The following is a 20,495-nucleotide window of genomic DNA, read 5'->3' on the forward strand; positions in this document are numbered from 1 at the left end:
TTTACAAAGAATAAGCTGCGGCAGCTTCGCAGGGGAGAGTGAGTGTGACGTGAAATATTTTATGAAAAAACTGATATCCATGGCAGCGACCCTTCTGGTGGTATCCTTCCTGGTGTTTCTGGCGTTTGCAGTGATACCGGGGGATCCCGCCACTGCGAAGCTTGGTACGGAGGCTACGCAGGCCAAGGTGGAGGCGCTGCGGGATGAGATGGGCTTAAACCGTCCGATTCCCGTACGTTATGCCGCCTGGCTGGGCGGCCTGCTGCAGGGCGATATGGGAACCTCCTACAGCTACAGCATGCCTGTAACGAAAATGGTGTCGGATAAAATTCCGGTAACCCTGACCCTGACTCTGATGTCCTTTGCCATGATGGTGCTTATTTCCATACCGCTTGGCCTGTATACGGCAAAGCATGAGGGAGGAACCGCCGACCATGTGGTTTCTGCGCTCAATCAGATCATCATGGCTGTGCCGCCGTTTTTTTCAGGGATACTGATTACGCTCCTGTTCGGGCTGATTCTGCATCTGTTTACGCCGGGCGGCTATGTTTCCTATACAAAAAGCATTCCGGGCTTTTTGGGCTACCTCTTTTTCCCGGCGCTGGCCATTGCCCTTCCCAAGGCGGCCATGGCGGTGAAGCTGCTGCGCAGCTCTATTGTGCATGAAATGCGCCAGGATTATGCGAGAACGGCGTACAGCAGGGGAAACAGCACCAGGAATGTGATGTATAGACATCTTCTGAAGAACGCCATGATTCCGGTAGTGACTTTTTTGGGAATGGCCCTTGCGGATATGATAGCGGGAAGCATTATTATCGAACAGGTTTTTAATATTCCGGGGCTGGGCAGAATCCTGCTCACCTCCATTTCCAACCGGGATTATCCTGTGGTGGAGGCCATCATTGTGCTGTTGGCCTTTCTTGTTATTTTCATCAACTTCCTGGTGGATTTTATTTACAAGAAAATCGATCCCAGGATCCGTGTACAGTAACCGGAAAGTCTGCCGGCGTAACGGTTTGGGCGGCTGCATTTTATTTACAGCGCTCCATGCGACCGGAAACCGGTGGGAAGAGGCTTAATAATGAAAAAAAAGAACTTGAATTTTATTCTGGGAAGCATACTTACAGGAATTGTCCTTCTGGTGATGCTGGTGGGCATTTTTTACACGCCCTATGATCCCACCGCTATGGACAACGCAAATAAGCTTTCCGGTATTTCCCTTGCACATCCCTTCGGCTGTGATAATTTCGGAAGAGATATTTTAAGCCGTGTGATGAAGGGCAGCGGAACCACGCTTTTGGTGGCGCTGTCCACCGTGGCCATCGGCACCTTTTTCGGCGTGCTGCTGGGGGCTTTTACAGGGTATTTCGGCGGGCTTCTGGACGAGGTGCTGATGCGCATCATCGATGTGGTGTTTGCTTTTCCCAGCATCCTTCTGGCGCTGGTATTTATTAGCCTTCTGGGGCCGGGAAAGGGCAACGTGATCATATCCTTAGGCATCGCCTTCATTCCCAGCTTTGCCAGAATCGTGCGCTCGGAGTTCATCCGCTGCAAAAACATGGATTACGTGAAGCTGGCCAGGCTGGCCGGCGCGGGGCATCTGCGCATCATGTTCGTGCATATCCTGCCCAACACCATATCCGTGCTGGTCCCGGCAGTCATGATCGGCTTTAACAACGCCGTTCTGGCGGAAGCGGGCATGAGCTATCTGGGGATAGGCGTGCAGCCGCCGGATGCCAGCCTGGGCCGGATGCTTTCCGAAGCGCAGACCTATATTTTTTCCGCGCCGGGCTTTGCCCTGTTTCCGGGCATTTTTATCGTGGTGATGGTGCTTGGCTTCAGCCTGCTTGCGGAAGGCTTAAAAAGGGATTAGGGGAGGCTGTGTGCTCCCTCTGGAAAGGCGGTAAGCGATGCTTGACGTAATCGATCTGAATCTGGAATTTCATGATCACCTGGTCCCGGAAACCGTGGTGCATCATTTTAACCTGCATATGGAAGAAGGGGATATCGTGGGGCTGGTAGGGGAATCCGGCTCGGGAAAATCCATGACAGCGCTGGCAATCGCCGGGCTTCTCCGCCGGCACGATATGAAAAAAACAGGACAGATAATGTTTCACGGCACCGACCTTCTGACCTGTCCGAGAAATCAGCTGCGCGGCTATCAGGGGGATGACATCGGCATTGTTTTCCAGGAACCGATGACCTCCCTCAATCCCGTATACCGGATAGGCTGGCAGGTGGAGGAAAGCCTGCGGATACACCGCCCTTCCATGAGCCGGGAGGACAGGAAGGGAAAAGCGATGGAAATGCTCCGCGCGGTGGAGCTTCCCGATCCGGAGCGAATTTACCATTCCTATCCCCATGAAATATCCGGCGGCCAGAGACAGCGTGTCATGATAGCGGCGGCCATGATCTGCGATCCGGCGCTGCTGATAGCGGATGAGCCCACGACAGCGCTGGATGTGACGGTGCAGCTGGCAATTGTAAAGCTTTTGAAAAAGCTGAACCGGGAGAAAAAAACAGGGATTTTATTCATCTCCCATGATCTGAGCCTGGTAAAACGTCTCTGCGAGCGGATTGTGGTGATGAAGGACGGCCGGATCGTGGAAGAAGGCGCATGTGATCAGATTTTTGATGCGCCGAAGGAAAGCTATACGCAAAACCTGATAGCTGCCATCCCCAGATGCGAAAAGCCGGCGGAGGTTTGACATGGAAAATACACAGACGAACAATATTCTGATGGTGAAGGATCTGCGGGTTTCCTATTCCCAGGAGGCGGGCAGCGTGTTCCGCCCCAAGAAGGATCTGGACGTTTTAAAGGGCGTTTCCTTTTCCATCCGGGAAGGGGAGGTTATGGGTCTGGTGGGAGAAAGCGGCTGCGGGAAATCAACGCTTTCCAAAGCGCTCCTGGGCCTGATTCCCAAATATGAAGGGGTGATTGTCCAGAAATCGGAGCATCCCCAGATGATTTTCCAGGATCCCTTCAGCTCCCTCAATCCTGCGAAAAAGGTGGGATGGATTCTGGAAGAGCCGCTCCGCCTGAACACGGGGCTTAACAGGGCGGAGAGAGAAAAAAAGGTGTCTGAGATGCTGCGCAGGGTGGGGCTGGAGGAAAAGCTGGCGCAGCGCTATCCCAGACAGCTGTCTGGAGGCCAGCGGCAGCGCGTCTGCATTGCGGAAAGCCTGATGCTGTCCCCGAAGCTTCTGATAGCGGATGAACCGGTTTCCGCCCTGGACGTAACCATACAGGCGCAGATTATCGCCCTCCTGCGCAGCATACAGAAGGAGATGGGGCTTGCCATCCTTTTTATCTCCCACGATATGCGCGTGGTGTACCAGCTGAGCCAGCGGGTGATGATCATGAAGGATGGGGAAATCGTGGAAAGCGGCGACGTGGAACAGGTTTATTTCCATCCGGAGCATCCTTATACGAAGAAGCTTCTGGAAGCGGCGGGGATACTGGAGGAAGGCGACTGACAGGCGGCCTGGCTGCAGGCGGTCCGGTGGAAATGAGGAAAAGGAAGAAAACAGATGTTTGAAAGGTTTTATCCGGATAAATATGTGGAGAGCGCCTACGTGATAGATTACGAGGGCATGTATAAAAAGGGCTACCGGGGAATTATTTTTGACATTGATAATACGTTGGTGCCCCATGGGGCGCCGGCTGACAAGAGGAGCATCGCTCTTTTCAAGCGGCTGAAGGCCATCGGGTATGAATGCCTGCTGCTTTCCAACAACAAGGAACCCAGGGTGAAAATGTTCAATGACGCCGTGCATGTCCGTTATATTTACAAGGCGGGAAAGCCGGGCGTTAAAAATTATGAACGGGCCATGGATTTGATGGGGACGGACGATGTGAACACTTTTTTTGTGGGCGACCAGCTGTTTACGGATGTGTGGGGCGCCAGGAATGCGGGGCTGTACAGCTTTCTTGTTAAGCCCATCAACCCCAGGGAAGAGATACAGATCGTCCTAAAGCGCTATCTGGAAAAAATCGTTCTTCATTTTTATAAGAAGAAACTGGAAAAGGAGGGCAGGAAAGATGATTGACGGAAAAACAAGGATTTGCGGTCTGTTCGGTAATCCTGTGGAGCATACGCTTTCCCCTGTTATTCATAATACGCTGGCGAAGCGGTGCGGGATCAATATGGTATATGTGCCCTTCCTGGTAGACGGGGACCAGGTGAAGCAGGCCGTGGAAGGCGCCCGGGCGCTGCAGCTGCTGGGAGTGAATGTGACGGTTCCTCATAAGAGCGCAGTGATCCCGTACCTTGCGGAGATTGACAGGGAAGCGTCCTTAATCGGTGCGGTAAATACGCTTGTCCCGGCGGAAAACGGCTTCAAGGGCTATAACACGGATCTCCCCGGCCTGTACCGGGCGCTGGTTTCCGAAGGGATCAGCCTGTCCGGGGAAGAGGTGATTCTCTTGGGCGCGGGCGGCGCGGCCAGGGCGGCAGCCTTTCTCTGTGCGCTGCGGGGCGCTAAAAGAGTGTATCTGCTGAACCGGAGCCTGGAAAAAGCGCAGGCTGTTGCAGAGGAGGCCAATCTCGCGGCAGGGCGGCAGTGTATCCTGCCCATGGAGCTTTGCGGCTGGAAGAGCCTTCCTGAAAAGAAATATCTGGCGATTCAGGGAACCTCCGTGGGACTTGCCCCCAATACGGAAGAAGCGGTGATTGAGGATCGGGATTTCTACCGGCTGATACATACGGGCTTTGATCTGGTTTACCGTCCGGCGAATACCAGGTTCATGCGCCTGACCGAAGAAACGGGAGGAAAAGCCTGCAACGGCCTGAAGATGCTGCTGTATCAGGGTGTGGAAGCCTTCGAGCTGTGGACCGGCCTGAAGGTGAAGGAAGAGGATGCGGCATTCTGCTATGAACAGATGAAAAAGGAACTGGAAAAAAATGAGTAGGAACAAAAGAAATATTATTCTTATCGGCTTCATGGGAAGCGGGAAAACAACCCTTGGCATCCGGCTTTCCTACAGGCTGCGCCGTCCGCTCCTGGATACGGACAGATGGATCGAAAAGGAGCAGGGGATGAGCGTGTCGGACATCTTTGCCTCCTATGGGGAAGAAGGGTTCAGGCAGCTGGAAACCCAGGCGGTAAAAAGCCTTCTGGAAGCTGACCCCGGCCAGGTGATTTCCACCGGCGGCGGGCTTCCCATGCGGGAGGAGAACCAGGCGCTGTTAAAGCAGCTGGGCTTTGTGGTCTTTTTAAGGATCCGCCCGGAAACGGTATACGAAAGACTGAAGGGGGACACCACCCGGCCGCTGCTTCAAAAGCCCGATCCCGAAGGGGAGATACGCAGGCTGCTCGCCGTAAGGAACCCCATTTACGAACAGGCCGCCGACCGGGTGGTGGACGTGGACGGGAAGGATTTTGAAGAGCTGCTGGAAGAGATACTGGATGGAACGGACATCCAGCCGGAAGGGAGATAAAATGAAAATACTTGTAATTAACGGGGCGAACCTGAATTTCCTCGGAATTCGTGAGAAGAATATTTATGGGACCCAGGATTATGCGTATCTGCAGAAGCTCCTGGAGGAAAAAGGGAAGGAAGCGGGCTGCGAGGTGACCGTATTCCAGAGCAACCACGAGGGCGCGATTATAGACCGGCTGCAGGAAGCCTATTTTGACGGGACGGATGGTATTGTCATCAATCCGGGCGCCTTCACCCATTACAGCTATGCCATCAGAGACGCGCTTGCAAGCATTACGGTGCCCAAGGTGGAGATCCATATTTCCGATATCACGAAACGGGAGGAATTCCGGAAAACCTCCGTTACCGCGCCCTCCTGTGACCGCCAAATCTACGGCCAGGGGCTGGACGGATACCTCCAGGCCATAGATTTTATACTGGAAAAGCAAATTCTGTAAAAAAACAGTTGAAAAAAGCATATTTTTATTATAAACTAGTAGGGAATTAAACGTGAAAATTTAGGAGGAATATTTTTTATGATTTCTGCAGGTGATTTCAGGAATGGTATTACAATTGAAGTAGATGGCAATATTTTTCAGATAGTAGAATTCCAGCATGTGAAACCTGGCAAGGGCGCCGCTTTTGTAAGGACTAAGCTGAAAAATATCATTAACGGAGGCGTGGTGGAAAAGACCTTCCGTCCTACTGAAAAATTCCCGCAGGCACGTATTGATAGAAAAGATATGCAGTATTTATATTCTGACGGTGATTTATTTACCTTTATGGATATGGAAACCTATGATCAGGTTGCGCTGAATTCCGAGACTGTCGGAGATGCGCTTAAATTCGTAAAGGAAAATGAAGTATGCAAGATATGCTCAACCAATGGCGGCGTATTTGCAGTGGAGCCTCCTCTTTTCGTAGAACTGGAGATCACCGAAACAGAACCCGGATTTAAGGGAGATACCGCTACAGGCGCATCCAAGCCTGCTACAGTGGAAACCGGAGCTGTTGTATATGTACCTCTGTTCGTAAACCAGGGGGACAAGATTAAGATCGACACCAGAACCGGAGAATATCTGTCCAGAGCATAATCAGCAACAGAATGCTGTTCTATTATTTAGCCTATAAGACAATGGGATTTCTGCATGGCAGAGTTTTCATTGTCTTTTTTATTTCATGGAAAATGCGGCCTCCGGCCGGACGAAAGCCGCGGCCCAAATGCCTCATGAACCAAATTTTATCGGATCGAAAAGCATGTCTGAAAATCAAATCTTAAATTCTAACAAAGAGAGGATATTAAATGGATTTTGAAAAATTTGTAAAAAAAGTTAAGGATGGCGCACAGGCCTATCTGGGAGACGGCGTTTCCCTGTCCGTAAGCACAGTATTAAAGAACAACGGCGTTAATCTTACGGGGATTATTTTCATGGACGGGGACAGCGACGTCGCTTCCACCATATATCTGGACGGGCTTTATGAGGAATATAAGAGAGGAAAAACGATGGGGGAAATCGTCCGCCAGGTATGTACGGTTTATGAGGAAAATAAACCGGAGCAGAACCTGAATATGGATTTTTTCCACGATTATAAGATGGTGAAGCCGAGGCTGGCCTGCCGCCTGATTAACTGTGAGAAGAATCAGGAGCTGCTTGGCGGCCATCCCCACAGGGAATTTCTGGATCTTGCCATTGTATACTGCTGTATCCTTATGAGCGATAACATGGGCTGCGCCTGTGTCCTGATCAGCGATATGCACGCCCGGTACTGGGATGTGGACGAAGAGACGCTTTACCGGGATGCGTTGGAGAATATGCCGCGCATACTGCCTGACGAGCTTTCCGACATGGATGATTTCATGCATGACATAGTCAGGAAGGCAGTAGAGGAAAAGCTGGAGCTGACAGCAGAGGGTGAGAAAACGCAGGAGGATGAGGAGTGCCGGGCCATACTGGACGGGATTGCGGAATTCCTGGCAGGGCTTCCCCTGGAAAAGGAGCCGGAGCGTAAAATGTACATACTTACCAATAAGCAGCATTTTTATGGAGCGGCAGCCATTTTGTATCCCGGGATTCTGGAAAGCTATGCCGGTAAGCTGGGACATGATTTTTATATTCTGCCCAGTTCCGTACATGAAGTGATTCTGCTTGCGGATACGGGAGTGGAAGACAGAGAGCATCTATATGATATGGTGCGGGAAGTAAATGCACAGAATGTGCCTGAGGAGGAGCTTTTATCGGACAATGTTTACTATTTCAGCCTGAAAAGCGGAAAGATAACAATTCTTTGATATTCTGAATAATTCTTAAGATGCTATAAATTTTCTATTTTTCCAAAATGAGATCTGGACAACCGGAAAAACTTGTGCTATTATATGTCAGAGTGGTGCATGTAACAAATTTGTAATATTTAATCAGTGCATCAACATATCTTATGCACCCGTAGTCTAATGGATAGAACGGAGGCCTCCGACGCCTTTAATGCAGGTTCGATTCCTGTCGGGTGCATTTGTGTCACTCTGGCATATAATTTGCCTTGCTGTGAATATATCAGCCAAGTGTAACTGGAGAACCGCCGCAGGGCGGTTCTGTTTTAAAGTCGATGTTTTCAGGATTGAAGGTGTGAAATTGAGCGAGGAACAGAAGAAAATGCCTGATGGCTCCAAGTCGGAGGGTGCGCTGAACGAATTTATAGAACTGCTGAAAAAGAACAAGAAGTCGCTTGCCGTTATCATTGTGACTGCGGTGGTGCTTTTGGGGATCGGGATTCTGCTCGGTTCGCTGATAGGCAAGAAATCGGGCGACAAGGATGCTGCCCAGGAACAGTCCCAGGCTGCAGTTGCGCAGACACAGTCCACAGAGGCCATTCCCAATGTGCCCATGGAGGTCAACGCCTATCCCGAAATCAATTCACTGATGAAGAAATATTATAATGCGGCCGCAGAGGGAGACATGGAGACTGTCAAGTCCCTGAAGGACTATTCGGATCAGGCCGAGCTGCTGCGCATCCAGGAAAAGAGCAAATACCTGGAAAGCTATGATGATATCAACTGCTATACGAAGCCCGGCCCCATCGAGGATTCCTATGTTGTCTATGTCACCTATTATGCCAAGTTCCACGATATTGACCAGAAGGTGACGGGGCTGAATACCTACATTGTCTGCCGGAAGGCGGATGATTCCTACTATATCCATGACTGCTCGGAAGATGAGTCCATGAAGGAATACCGCACCAACGTAACCAAGCAGGACGATGTGGTGGATTTGTTCAATAAAGTTCAGGTAGAATATAACGAAGCCGTGACGGAGAATGAAGAGCTTGCCGCATTCCTTACCGATCTGTCCGAGAAGCTCAAGACAGCGGTCGGTGATGCCCTGGCGGAAGCCGAAACAGTAAGCGAGACGGAGACTACTGAAGAAGAAGGCCAGGAGCCTGCCGATAATGCAGGGGAAGCTGCCTCTTCTAGGGTAAAGGCCACTGATGTGGTCAATATCAGAAAGTCCGACAGTGAGACAGCCGATTCTCTTGGAAAGGCTCAGGTGGGAGATGAGTTCGCCCTCCTGGAGAACCGTGCCAACGGCTGGTCCAAAATTGATTATAACGGCCAGGAGGCCTTTATCAAATCGGAGTTCCTGGAAGCGGTTTCCGAAGAACCTGAGAATGCAGATGACGGAAATGCCGAAGCGGGAAACGAAGCGGCTAACGCAGATAATACTGATAATACCGCCAATACCGATAATACGGCAAACACTGATAATACCACACACAACGGCCAGGCTGATACGCCGGGCGCAGGTGACGGCGCGCCGTCTGCCAATGTACCCAACAGCGGAACCTACCGCCTTACCACCACCGTTAATGTCCGTAAATCCGCAAGCGAAACAGCCGACAGGCTGGGCGTGGGATACTCCGGTGACGAAGTGGAAATCCTGATGAAACAGGCCGACGGCTGGACAAAGGTCAAATTCAAAGGCGAGACCGGATATATTAAGACGGATGTATTAAAATAGTTAATTTGTTGTTTGTGACCCGTGCGGCCTTGCGCTGCAGGGATTGCGCCCATACTGCTTCCCGCCTCCCATTTCGGGCCGGCCGGCAGCAGTATGGGGCGAAATCCCCACAGCACAAGGCCGCACGGCGCGTAACGTAACTAATTAAATAAGAAACCGTCATAATTATAAAGAAGAATAAAGAAAATAAAAATGAATAATAAAAATCTCCCCGGAAATACTTACTAAAAAAAGTATTTCCGGTTTTTCATTTTTTAAAAATATATTTTTTTTCAATAACTACGGCTCAGCTCCGTGCTGTCCGGGGGTTTTTCCGCCGCTCCGCTATCCGGTCCTGCTCCGGCGCTGGCGGGTGTTTTCCGGTGCATGAGAAAAAATGGAGATGTTTCTTACTGCCCTGCCCTGCCAGGAACCGGCTGCTTTTAGCGGCTTGTCTGACGAACATAAGCATCTAAATACGCCGTGCCGCAAGGCGCCGGCGTATTTAGACGCTTATGTGAGGAGTTCAGCCGCGTTAGCCGATTCCTGACAGGACAGAACAGTTAGAAACATCCCATTTTTGAAATGCACCAGAAAACACCCGCCAGCGCCGGAGTAGAACCGGATAACGGAGCCAGCGGAAAAACCCCCGGACAGCACGGAGCGTACACAACCGGGAAGGAAGGCGGAGTATGAGAAGTGATGATGCGGCTATATACAGGGAAATCCAAAAAAATGCAGAAATGGGAATCAAAGCGATAGAAGCTGTCAGCCCCAAGCTGACGGATGATGCCTTTGCCCTGCAGCTAAGCAGGCAGGAACTGAAGTTTTCAGAAATCAGGGATAAAGCCAGGCATGAGATGCTGGAGGGGCGTGCGGAGGAGTACCGCAGCAGCGGTGTCACTGATTTGATGCTTAAGGGCGGGATACAGGCCAATACGCTTTTGAATACCAGCACCAGCCATATTGCGGAACTGATGATTCAGGGCAGTAACAGGGGGCTGACAAGCATGTGGAAGGCATTGAACCACTATGAAAATGCCGGAAATGAGAGCACGGAGCTTGCCCGCGAACTCATGGATTTTGAGGAAAAAACCATTGAAAAGCTGAAAAAGTATCTATAAACAGGTGCTTTTTAGCAAATTTCGTCAATTTAACGTAATAAAGTACTTGCGTACAGGCTTTATCCATTATATAATAAGAGCCGGACAAAGCCATCTGGAATGCCCAGGCCAGTTTTCTGTCCCGGGCATTTTTTGTAAAACAATTAAAGGAGGAATCATACATGTCATATGTAGATGAGGTCATTGCACAGGTAGTGGAGAAAAATCCTGCACAGCCTGAATTCCATCAGGCAGTTAAGGAAGTTCTGGAATCTCTCAGAGTCGTAGTGGAAGCCAATGAGGAAGCATACAGAAAAGATGCTTTACTGGAAAGACTGGTTAACCCGGAACGTCAGATTATCTTCCGGGTACCGTGGGTAGACGACAAGGGCCAGGTTCATGTGAATACAGCATACCGTGTTCAGTTCAACAGCGCTATCGGACCCTATAAGGGAGGCCTGCGTCTGCACCCTTCCGTTAACCTTGGCATCATCAAGTTCCTTGGTTTTGAACAGGTGTTCAAGAACTCCCTGACAGGACTTCCCATCGGCGGAGGAAAGGGTGGTTCCGACTTTGACCCGAAAGGGAAATCCGACAGAGAGCTCATGGCATTCTGCCAGAGCTTCATGACGGAGCTTTACAGACATATCGGCGCAGACACAGATGTTCCTGCCGGAGATATCGGAACCGGCGCAAGGGAAATCGGTTATATGTACGGCCAGTATAAGAGAATCCGCAATGTTTATGAAGGCGTTCTGACAGGCAAGGGGCTTACTTACGGCGGTTCCCTGGCAAGGACGGAGGCTACCGGCTACGGACTCCTGTACATGACAAAGGAAATGCTCAAGTGCAACGGCATTGATATTGCGGGTAAGACCATCGCAGTTTCCGGTTCCGGTAATGTGGCCACCTATGCTATCCAGAAAGCACAGCAGATGGGCGCTAAGGTAGTAACCTGCTCCGATTCCACCGGCTGGGTATACGATCCGGAGGGAATTGATCTGGCGGCGCTTAAGGAAATCAAAGAAGTAAAACGCGGAAGGGTTTCCGATTACCTGAATTACAGGCCCAATGCGGAATATCATTCCGGAAAGGGCGTATGGAGTGTGAAGGTGGATATCGCACTTCCCTGCGCAACCCAGAATGAACTGACACTTTCCGATGCGGAAGGGCTGGTTGCAAACGGCGTAAAGGCAGTATGCGAGGGCGCCAATATGCCTACCACCCTGGAGGCTACCGAGTATCTGCAGAAGAACGGCGTTCTGTTCGTTCCCGGAAAGGCTGCAAATGCAGGCGGCGTGGCAACCTCCGCTCTGGAAATGAGCCAGAACAGCGAGCGTCTCAGCTGGAGCTTCGAAGAGGTGGACAGCAAGCTGCAGGGCATCATGATCAATATCTTCCATAACCTGGATGACGCTGCAAAGCGTTACGGTATGGAAGGCAACTATGTTGCGGGCGCTAATATTGCAGGCTTTGAAAAGGTTGCAACGGCCATGACCGCACAGGGCATTGTATAAATTTTTCGGATAGTCCATGAAGATGTAAGGACGCTTAAACAGTTGCAGATTCATAACTGTTCCTCAGCTTCACAGCTGTAATGATAATATTTCCCGGCAGTGTAAGGCTTCCGCTTGCAGGTATAAATACCTGTCTGCGGAAGTTTTTTTCGCCTAAGTTTTTTCGTTTGTATTTATTTGCCGTCTGCCGGCTGTACCGGCAGCAAGCCCGCCGTCCTGCGGCATTGCCTGTTTGCCGGGTATCTGTTATAATGCGGTTAGAGCGGAACCAGATCACCAGCCGCGTAAATGCGTGCAGATAGGAGCGAACATGAAGAAAACGGGCAAAAGATTGTGCCGGCCATGGGCTGACGAAGTCGATAGCGCTGGCCTACTGTGCCGCAAAGGCCAGGGAAATACTGAGCTGCATGCCGGACAGCGTGCTGGTGGAAGCAAGCGGCAATATAATTAAGAATGTAAAGAGCGTGGTGGTCCCCAACACCAACGGCCTGAAGGCAATGGAGGCAGCGGCGGCTGGTCAAGACAATAGGAAATGTGGGCCGCCCGGGCAAAGACGGCATGAAAGAAACAGATAAGGGATTATCCGTATTATGACAGGCTGTTGAGGGAAAGCCCCTGCCGCAGGGAAGGACGGAAAAAAGCGTACTATTCTTCCGGCTGTTTTTGGAAGAAGTCTTCGAAATCCGCATGAAAAACTTCTTTCATAGCCAGTAGCTCCTGTACGCTTATATTCTGAATACCGGCTTCTATTTTTGCATAGGAGCCTCTTGTAAGGCTGCAGCCTAAAAGCTGCAGCTTTGCTATTGTCTGCTCCTGAGTCAGGCCGCAGTCCCTGCGGAGTGCGCGGATATTAGCGCCCAAAGAAACATTGTATTTTATTTTCTGCATGAATTACTCCCAATACCGCCGCAGGGATAGAAATTCCAAACAGCGGCCTCCCAGATTCAATTGTGGGATATATTATTGATTTTAGTAAAAAAGTAAGATATAATTGCTCTATAAATAGAGCAAAGGGAAGTTGTGCTCGGGAAAGGTACAGGAATGATAGATAGAGAATTATGTGACTTAACAGAACAGCTGATGTTTACCTGCCTGGGCGGACAAAATTCGGGTAAAATACAGGAAATAGGCGGTATTCTTGAGGAAAATTCGGTGGTAATAGGGAGCCGGGCCCATGAATACTACACAACTGCAGAACAAATAAAAAGCGAACTGGATTCCGGTAAGTGGGCAGATGGCAGGGAGTATGTGTACAGGCCGGTGAAGGACTGGTACCAATGCACCCGGCTGTCCGAAAATACCTATCTGGTCTACGGCATTCTCCGGATAAAAAAAATATTTCAGCGCGGTAATGAGGAACAGGCTTTTGACAATGCCGGCCTCTCAGTTACAGGATTGACAGAAACAAGCATCCGTATAAGCATGGTATGGAAAAAAGATGGAAAGGCGAACCGGATTATACATATTCATATATCCGTTCCCCAGGAGGACAGCTGCGGGCAGCCGGCCCGAAGGCCAGACCAGGCTGCAGGAGAAACGGAAATGCTGCCGGAGCCGGAGAAAAAGACGGTGGATTACTACAGACGCCTTTCTGAAAAGGATCTGATGACAGGACTTTATAACCGGGGCAGCTTTGAATATTATGTGAAAAAAAGGCTGGAAAGCGGTGAAGGCGGCATTTTCTATATGATCGATCTGGATGACTTTAAGGCGGTAAATGATACCTACGGGCATGTGGCAGGCGACAAGGTCATCATGGACATGGCCGATATCCTCCGCCGGATATTTGCAAAGGAAGCCGTCATCGGCAGGCTGGGCGGCGATGAATTCGCAGTATACGAGGCAGGCTGCTGCGGCAGAAAGGAAGCGGAGGGAAAAGCCCGGGCCGTTCTGCAGGACTACAGCGCTTTATCCGAAAAATACGGAAATGATTTTCAGCTGAGCTGTTCCATCGGCATGTACCGGGAAGCCGATAAAGAAACCTTTGAAAACCTGTACTCCCGCGCCGATGAAGCCCTTTATTTTTCAAAAAATTCATACAAAGGCACCTTCCACTGGTACTACTGCCAGCACAGATTCTGATATCCTCTGTGTCTGGCGTTTTTTTTTGTAACTGTCCGCACCCCGCCCGGGTCCCTGCCGTCGCCGCCTTGTGCCTGCGGGAACCCGGGAGGAGGAGGACAGTTACTTTTTTTCTGTTCCGATTTTTATACAAAACAGGAAAGGACTACATTTCTGGAAAGATTTGTGGTAATATAGAATAATATTGTTTATCAGGAAGTTGCAACTAACCTGCAGGAGTCTACGGAGGTACTATGAAAAAGAAGAAAACGGATGTTGCTGTGATTATTTATATCTGCCTTGCGGCGCTGCTGATTCTTGGAATTAAATATTCTGACCAGATAGCCGGAGTTGCTCTAAACCTCTGGAATGTGGCGTTTCCGCTGATTCTGGGAGTGGCTGTCGCCTATGTTATCAACATCATTATGGTCCGGGTGGAGCGAATTTATTTCCCGAAAACAAAGAACCGGTTTGTTGCGGCGAGCAGGAGAGGCGTAAGCATCGTTGTGTCCCTGCTGCTGGTTGCGGGGATTTTTTCCCTGGTTGCAAGGCTGGTTCTGCCGGAGCTTGGGAAGGCCTTTGCCGTAATCGGCAGGAATGTGCCGATTTTCCTGGAGGAAGCGGCGGCATGGCTGGAGAAAAATAATGCAGGCAATACTGCCGATATGCTGAAGAATGTGGATTGGAACAGTGTTATGGATAAAGTGGCGGATGTTGCAAAATCGGGCTTTACCAGCTTTGTGAATTCCACATTGACCGCAGTGGGCGCTGTGGTCGGCAGCGTGGTGAACTTTTTTATCGGCCTGATTTTCGGCATTTATATCCTTTCAGGAAAGGAAAAGCTGCATTCCCAGGTGAGCAGGATTATGCATGCGTATATGAAGGAAAGTACCGTTGCCAGAATCAGGTATATTTACAGGACCGCCAATGAAACTTTTTCCAGTTTTATAATAGGACAGTGTACGGAAGCGGTAATTCTGGGTACACTGTGTACTATAGGAATGCTGCTGTTCCGTTTCCCTTATGCGCCGATGATCGGGGCATTTATCGGGGCTACGGCGCTGATCCCCATTGTAGGCGCTTATCTGGGCGCTGCGGTGGGAGCATTCATGATTTTGACGGTAGATCCGCTGAAGGCGCTTCTGTTCATCATATTTATTGTAGTGCTGCAGCAGCTGGAAGGAAACCTGATATATCCCAGAGTTGTCGGTTCCTCCATCGGTCTTCCCGGTATCTGGGTGCTGGCGGCCGTAACGGTGGGCGGCGGACTGGGAGGCATCGGTGGAATGCTTCTGGGTGTTCCGGTTGCGGCAACCGCCTATAAGCTGATAAGAAATGATGTGGCGGGACGCAACGGCAGGAGACCGGATAACCCGCAGGAAAATATCCGGGAAACCCCGCAGGAGGCTCAAAAAAAGGTTCCCCGGGAAGCGGCCGCATCTGTAGGGCGGCGTGAGAAGCAGAAAGGAAGATAGACAGCTGATGAAGGGGAAGTACAAAAGACTTGTGGTCAATCGGATAGTTATTACGGTTGTTCTTATATTGCTTCAGATAGTTTGGTTTGTTTTTATGCTGGAAAAGCTGGCGAGATACTCCAGCTGGATCACCACGGCGTTCACCGCACTGAGTATCGCCATTGTACTCTACATTATCGGAAAAGATGATAATTCGGCCTATAAAATAGGCTGGATTGTCCTTATCATGACGCTGCCGCTGTTCGGCGGCCTGCTGTATCTGTTTTTAGGGGATAAAAAGCCTTCCCAGAATATGCGCAGGAAGCTGAATGCTCAGCATGATGTTTTTAAGGATACCCTGATACAGGAGGGAGAACTGCAGGATCGTCTGGGAAAGATACACGGACGCGCGGCGGGGACGTTTCAGTATGTGCGCCGTGTGAGCGACTTCCCCGCCTATGAAAATACGGACGTGACCTATTATCCCAGCGGGGAAGAGATGTTTGTGGATATGCTGGAAGAGCTGCGCCAGGCAAAGCATTTTATTTTCCTGGAATATTTTATTGTGGCGGAAGGCAGGATGTGGGAAACTATCCTGGAAATCCTGAAGCAGAAGGCGGAGGAAGGGCTGGATGTCAGAATGATTTACGATGACATGGGATGCCTGACCCTGCTGCCCGCCGGCTATTACGCCGGACTGGAAAGATACGGGATTAAGTGCATGGCCTTTAACCACGTCATCCCTTTCTTCTCCCTGGTAATGAACAACCGGGATCACAGAAAAATCCTTGACATAGACGGTCATACCGCATTTACGGGCGGAATCAACCTGGCAGATGAATACATTAATGAAAAGGTCAGGTTCGGCTACTGGAAGGATACGGGAGTGCGCTTAAAGGGCGACGGCGTGTGGAATTTTACGGAGATGTTCCTGGAAATGTGGAATGCCTTCAGGAAAGAGGATACGGATATCAGCTGCTTCAAGCCTCATGTGCATCATCCGGGGCCTTTTGAGGGAAAGGGCTTCGTGCAGCCCTATACCGATTCGCCCCTGGATAACGAAACCATTGCGGAAAATGTATATCTGGACATTCTCCATCAGGCGAAAAAATATGTCTACATATTTACGCCTTACTTGATAGTGGACGACGTGATGAGAAACGCGCTGTGCACGGCGGCCAAAAGGGGTGTGGATGTGCGGATAGTGACGCCGGCCATTCCTGACAAACCAACCATTTTCCGGCTGACCCGTTCCAATTATCCTCCGCTTTTGCGCGCGGGCATCCGGATTTTTGAATATACGCCGGGCTTTATTCATGCAAAGAGCTATATCTGCGACGACGAGTTCGGCGTGGTGGGAAGCGTAAATATGGACTTCAGAAGCCTGTACCTGCATTTCGAATGCGCCACGCTTCTGTACCGTACGAGCGGGCTGGAGGAATTAAAAAAGGACAGTCTGGAAACCATTGCGGCGAGCCGGGAAATTACGTTAAAGGACTGCAAACAGGGAATTATCGGAGGCCTTTTCGATTCCGTCCTCCGTGTATTTGCCCCGCTGTGCTGATATTGGCGGGAAGATATTGATAATGGTTAGATTCAGGAAAAAGGCAGGAGTACTGTTAAGATGAAATGTTTGATTTGCTATCAGAGTAAAACGGGGACAACGGCAAAATGCGCGGAGATCCTGAAAAAGAAGCTGGAAAAAAGAGGGGCGCAGATCACGGCTGCCAATCTGGCGGCCGGAAGACCGCAGCTTGCCGGCTATGACTGCATTATTACAGGAGCGCCCGTGCGTATGGGGAAAATCCCGAAAGAAACAAAGGCTTTTCTGGAAGCAGGCAGGAATGAGCTTCTGAATTGTAAAAAAACCGCCTTTTTTATCTGCAGCGCTTTTCCCGCGCAGACACAGCAGGTGCTGTTGGAGAATTTCCCCAGGGAGCTTCTGGAGGCCTCGGTCTGTGCCGCCGGGTTCGGCGGTGAGGTGGATATCCATAAGCAGAAGGGCTTTGACCGGTTCATGGCCAGGATGATGACCAACCTGGTGAAGCATTATAAGGCCGTCATGCCGTCCGTGCGGGAAGAAAATATCGAAGCCTTTGCAAATACCCTGTGCGGCGGCGTTGACAAGGAAAAAAATTAAACATATAATAGGATAGATTGAGCGTGTCTGAGATCCGTTTTGCGGCCCGGAAACCGGCCTGCAGGAAGGATGCGGACATACTGCAGTGATGTGGAGGAAAGAAACGTGAATAAATACGGAGTAAATGAACTGAGAAAAATGTTCCTTGACTTCTTTGAAAGCAAAGGACATCTGGTGATGAAAAGCTTTTCCCTGGTGCCGCATAACGACAACAGCCTGCTGTTAATCAATTCAGGCATGGCGCCGCTCAAGCCTTATTTTACAGGACAGGAGATTCCGCCCCGCAAGAGGGTGACTACCTGCCAGAAGTGTATCCGTACCGGCGATATTGAGAATATCGGCAAGACGGACAGGCATGGAACCTTTTTTGAAATGCTGGGCAACTTCTCCTTCGGAGATTATTTCAAGCATGAAGCGATTGCCTGGTGCTGGGAGTTTCTGACCGAAGTGGTGGGACTGGAAGCGGACAGGCTTTATCCTTCCGTATATCTGGATGATGATGAAGCCTTTGATATCTGGAATAAGGAAATCGGAATTCCGGCGGAGCGCATCTTCCGTTTCGGCAAGGAGGACAACTTCTGGGAACACGGCTCAGGTCCCTGCGGTCCCTGCTCCGAGGTTTACTACGACCGCGGCGAGAAGTACGGCTGCGGAAAGCCCGGCTGTACCGTAGGCTGCGAATGCGACCGCTATATTGAAGTATGGAACAATGTATTTACCCAATTTGACAACGACGGACACGGAAACTATACGGATCTGTCTCAGAAGAACATAGATACCGGCATGGGACTGGAACGTCTGGCTGCCGTTGTGCAGGATGTGGAGTCTATTTTTGATGTGGATACCATCCAGGCGCTGCGCAACCGCGTATGCGAGCTGGCGGGAAAGACATACAAAGAAAAGCATGAATGGGACGTATCCATCCGTATTGTAACGGATCATATCCGTTCCGCCACCTTTATGATTTCAGACGGCATCATGCCCTCCAATGAAGGAAGGGGCTATGTGCTGCGCCGTATCATCCGCCGCGCGGCCCGTCATGGAAGGCTTCTGGGAATCGAAGGAGATTTCCTGGCTAATTTGAGCAGCACGGTAATTGAAGGAAGCAAAGACGGTTATCCGGAGCTGGAAGAGAAAAAGGACTTTATTTTCAACGTCCTGACACAGGAAGAAAGCAAATTCAACAAAACCATTGACCAGGGTCTGAATATTCTGGCCGAGATGGAAGAGAATATGGAGAAGGAAGGCAGGACGCAGCTTTCGGGCGAAGATGCTTTCCGGCTTTATGATACCTATGGCTTCCCTCTGGATCTCACCATGGAAATCCTGGAGGAGAAAAACCTCACCATTGATGAGGAGGGCTTCCAGGCTGCCATGAAGGAGCAGAAGGAAAAAGCCCGCAAGGCCAGGAAGGTAACCAACTATATGGGCGCGGACGTTACGGTTTATGAGTCCATCGATCCTGCTATCACCTCTGAATTCGTAGGCTATGACAAGCTGTCATGGGAATCTGGCGTAACGGCAATGACTACGGAGGAAGCTGTTGTGGATGCCCTTACCGATGGGGAGTCCGGCACGATTATCGTGGCGCAGACACCCTTCTACGGAACCATGGGCGGACAGTGCGGTGATACCGGCGTAATCCGCTGCGGCGACGGTGAATTTGTGGTACAGGATACCATTCATCTGGCAGGCGGCAAAATCGGCCATATCGGAAGAATGACCAGTGGAATGATCAAGCTGGGTGATAAAGTGGAGCTTTCCGTGAATCCTGCAGGAAGAGCAGATACCTGCAAGAACCACAGCGCAACCCACCTTCTTCAGAAAGCCCTGCGCACTGTGCTCGGTTCCCATGTGGAACAGGCCGGTTCCTATGTGGATGCCCACAGGCTGCGTTTTGACTTCAGCCATTTTTCCGCCATGACCCCGGAGGAGCTGGCAAAGGTTGAGCAGATTGTAAATGATGAAATCAATGCGCATCTTCCCGTCAGGACTTCAGTCATGACGCTGGAGGATGCGAAGAAAACAGGCGCGATGGCGCTGTTTGGCGAGAAATACGGCGACAGTGTGCGCGTGGTGCAGATGGGAGATTTCTCCACAGAGCTGTGCGGCGGCACCCATGTGGCCAATACCGGCGATATTGCCGTGTTCAAGATCCTTTCGGAAAGCGGTGTGGCGGCAGGCGTGAGAAGAATTGAGGCGCTTACCGGCCCCGGCGTATTCGCTTACTATAAAGAACTGGAAGACAGGCTTTCAGAGGCCGCGAAGATTGTGAAGGCGACTCCTGCCAATCTTGCGGAGAAGCTTACGCACCTTATGGCTGAGGTGAAGCAGCTTTCCAGTGAAAACGAATCCTTAAAGAGCAAGGCTGCCAGGGAATCCCTGGGCAATGTCATGGATCAGGTGAAGGAGATCAAGGGTGTGAAGCTGCTGGCTGCCAAGGCGGACGGCGCTGACATGAACGGCCTCCGTGATCTGGGAGACCAGCTCAAGGAGAAGCTGGGCGAGGGCGTTGTTGTCCTGGCTTCTGAAAAAGATGGAAAGGTGAACCTGGTGGCGATGGCAACGGACAGCGCTATGGCACAGGGAGCCCATGCCGGCAATCTGATCAAGGGAATCGCGGCACTGGTAGGCGGAGGAGGCGGCGGACGCCCGAACATGGCACAGGCCGGAGGAAAGAATCCCGCAGGAATCCCCCAGGCGATTGCCGAAGTGGAGAAGGTTCTGGAAGGACAGCTTAAGTAACTTGTTAACAGCACGGAAATTTGGAAAAAGTGACCAAAAACTGATGAAAAGAGGACTTTCAATG

At 50.7% G+C, this 20,495-nt stretch carries 19 protein-coding genes, 1 tRNA gene and 1 pseudogene; 20 read left to right on the top strand and 1 reads right to left on the bottom strand.

What is annotated here, in order from left to right; all coding sequences use genetic code 11:
* Nucleotides 1–61 precede the first annotated feature (61 nt).
* The 15 genes and pseudogenes from FYJ45_RS15100 to FYJ45_RS33185 form a co-directional block, all read left to right on the top strand.
* On the top strand, nucleotides 62–991 hold the full coding sequence (locus tag FYJ45_RS15100; RefSeq protein WP_154465415.1) for an ABC transporter permease: 930 nt from the start codon (nucleotides 62–64) through the stop codon (nucleotides 989–991).
* Nucleotides 992–1,081: 90 nt separating this feature from the next.
* Nucleotides 1,082–1,873, top strand: coding sequence for an ABC transporter permease (locus tag FYJ45_RS15105; protein WP_154465417.1), 792 nt, complete (start codon nucleotides 1,082–1,084; stop codon nucleotides 1,871–1,873).
* A 37-nt stretch (nucleotides 1,874–1,910) separates the two neighbouring features.
* Nucleotides 1,911–2,708, top strand: a complete 798-nt coding sequence (locus FYJ45_RS15110) for an ATP-binding cassette domain-containing protein (RefSeq protein ID WP_154465418.1) — start codon at nucleotides 1,911–1,913, stop codon at nucleotides 2,706–2,708.
* A gap of 1 nt (nucleotide 2,709) precedes the next feature.
* Nucleotides 2,710–3,477 (top strand): ABC transporter ATP-binding protein, encoded by a 768-nt coding sequence (locus tag FYJ45_RS15115; protein ID WP_044916079.1) that lies wholly within the window; start codon nucleotides 2,710–2,712, stop codon nucleotides 3,475–3,477.
* Nucleotides 3,478–3,531: 54 nt separating this feature from the next.
* Nucleotides 3,532–4,050 carry a YqeG family HAD IIIA-type phosphatase gene (locus FYJ45_RS15120; RefSeq protein ID WP_021637565.1) on the top strand — a complete coding sequence of 173 codons (519 nt, stop codon included), beginning with the start codon at nucleotides 3,532–3,534 and terminating at the stop codon, nucleotides 4,048–4,050.
* The gene (gene aroE / locus FYJ45_RS29605; RefSeq protein ID WP_195841826.1) at nucleotides 4,043–4,912 is read left to right on the top strand and encodes a shikimate dehydrogenase; all 870 of its coding nucleotides are present in this window, start codon (nucleotides 4,043–4,045) and stop codon (nucleotides 4,910–4,912) included. Before FYJ45_RS15120 ends, aroE begins: the two co-directional genes overlap by 8 nt.
* On the top strand, nucleotides 4,905–5,441 hold the full coding sequence (locus tag FYJ45_RS29610; protein ID WP_195841827.1) for a shikimate kinase: 537 nt from the start codon (nucleotides 4,905–4,907) through the stop codon (nucleotides 5,439–5,441). The genes aroE and FYJ45_RS29610 overlap by 8 nt, the downstream gene beginning before the upstream one ends.
* Nucleotide 5,442: 1 nt before the next feature.
* Nucleotides 5,443–5,880, top strand: a complete 438-nt coding sequence (gene aroQ, locus FYJ45_RS15130; RefSeq protein WP_154465420.1) for a type II 3-dehydroquinate dehydratase — start codon at nucleotides 5,443–5,445, stop codon at nucleotides 5,878–5,880.
* A gap of 78 nt (nucleotides 5,881–5,958) precedes the next feature.
* On the top strand, nucleotides 5,959–6,516 hold the full coding sequence (efp, locus tag FYJ45_RS15135) for an elongation factor P (protein WP_021637569.1): 558 nt from the start codon (nucleotides 5,959–5,961) through the stop codon (nucleotides 6,514–6,516).
* A gap of 209 nt (nucleotides 6,517–6,725) precedes the next feature.
* Complete coding sequence (locus tag FYJ45_RS15140; RefSeq protein WP_154465422.1) at nucleotides 6,726–7,712, top strand: DUF5688 family protein; 987 nt, start codon at nucleotides 6,726–6,728, stop codon at nucleotides 7,710–7,712.
* A 145-nt stretch (nucleotides 7,713–7,857) separates the two neighbouring features.
* A tRNA-Arg gene (locus FYJ45_RS15145) sits at nucleotides 7,858–7,929 on the top strand.
* A gap of 120 nt (nucleotides 7,930–8,049) precedes the next feature.
* Nucleotides 8,050–9,432 carry an SH3 domain-containing protein gene (locus FYJ45_RS15150; protein WP_207708427.1) on the top strand — a complete coding sequence of 461 codons (1,383 nt, stop codon included), beginning with the start codon at nucleotides 8,050–8,052 and terminating at the stop codon, nucleotides 9,430–9,432.
* Nucleotides 9,433–10,103: 671 nt separating this feature from the next.
* The gene (locus FYJ45_RS15155) at nucleotides 10,104–10,535 is read left to right on the top strand and encodes a hypothetical protein (protein ID WP_154465426.1); all 432 of its coding nucleotides are present in this window, start codon (nucleotides 10,104–10,106) and stop codon (nucleotides 10,533–10,535) included.
* A 161-nt stretch (nucleotides 10,536–10,696) separates the two neighbouring features.
* On the top strand, nucleotides 10,697–12,031 hold the full coding sequence (gene gdhA, locus FYJ45_RS15160; RefSeq protein WP_154465428.1) for an NADP-specific glutamate dehydrogenase: 1,335 nt from the start codon (nucleotides 10,697–10,699) through the stop codon (nucleotides 12,029–12,031).
* A gap of 288 nt (nucleotides 12,032–12,319) precedes the next feature.
* Nucleotides 12,320–12,546: pseudogene (locus FYJ45_RS33185) on the top strand (hypothetical protein); the annotation flags it as partial.
* Nucleotides 12,547–12,676: 130 nt separating this feature from the next.
* Here the strand turns inward: FYJ45_RS33185 and FYJ45_RS15170 are convergent.
* A complete protein-coding gene (locus FYJ45_RS15170) occupies nucleotides 12,677–12,919 on the bottom strand; it encodes a helix-turn-helix domain-containing protein (RefSeq protein WP_021637580.1) in 243 nt (80 codons plus the stop codon).
* A gap of 153 nt (nucleotides 12,920–13,072) precedes the next feature.
* On the opposite strand from FYJ45_RS15170, the gene FYJ45_RS15175 reads away from it, so the two are divergent.
* From FYJ45_RS15175 to alaS, 5 genes are all read left to right on the top strand, one after another.
* Entirely contained in the window at nucleotides 13,073–14,113 is a 1,041-nt protein-coding gene (locus FYJ45_RS15175) for a GGDEF domain-containing protein (protein WP_154465430.1), read from the top strand.
* 233 nt (nucleotides 14,114–14,346) lie between these two features.
* Nucleotides 14,347–15,567, top strand: a complete 1,221-nt coding sequence (locus FYJ45_RS15180) for an AI-2E family transporter (RefSeq protein ID WP_154465431.1) — start codon at nucleotides 14,347–14,349, stop codon at nucleotides 15,565–15,567.
* Nucleotides 15,568–15,574: 7 nt separating this feature from the next.
* On the top strand, nucleotides 15,575–17,110 hold the full coding sequence (gene cls, locus FYJ45_RS15185; protein WP_154465433.1) for a cardiolipin synthase: 1,536 nt from the start codon (nucleotides 15,575–15,577) through the stop codon (nucleotides 17,108–17,110).
* Between the two features lie 60 nt (nucleotides 17,111–17,170).
* Nucleotides 17,171–17,686, top strand: coding sequence for a flavodoxin domain-containing protein (locus FYJ45_RS15190; RefSeq protein ID WP_154465435.1), 516 nt, complete (start codon nucleotides 17,171–17,173; stop codon nucleotides 17,684–17,686).
* Nucleotides 17,687–17,755: 69 nt separating this feature from the next.
* Entirely contained in the window at nucleotides 17,756–20,431 is a 2,676-nt protein-coding gene (gene alaS / locus FYJ45_RS15195; protein WP_154465437.1) for an alanine--tRNA ligase, read from the top strand.
* Nucleotides 20,432–20,495: the final 64 nt, after the last annotated feature.

It is taken from the genome of Eisenbergiella porci (assembly GCF_009696275.1).
In the GTDB taxonomy this organism is placed as follows: Bacteria; Bacillota; Clostridia; order Lachnospirales; family Lachnospiraceae; genus Eisenbergiella; species Eisenbergiella porci.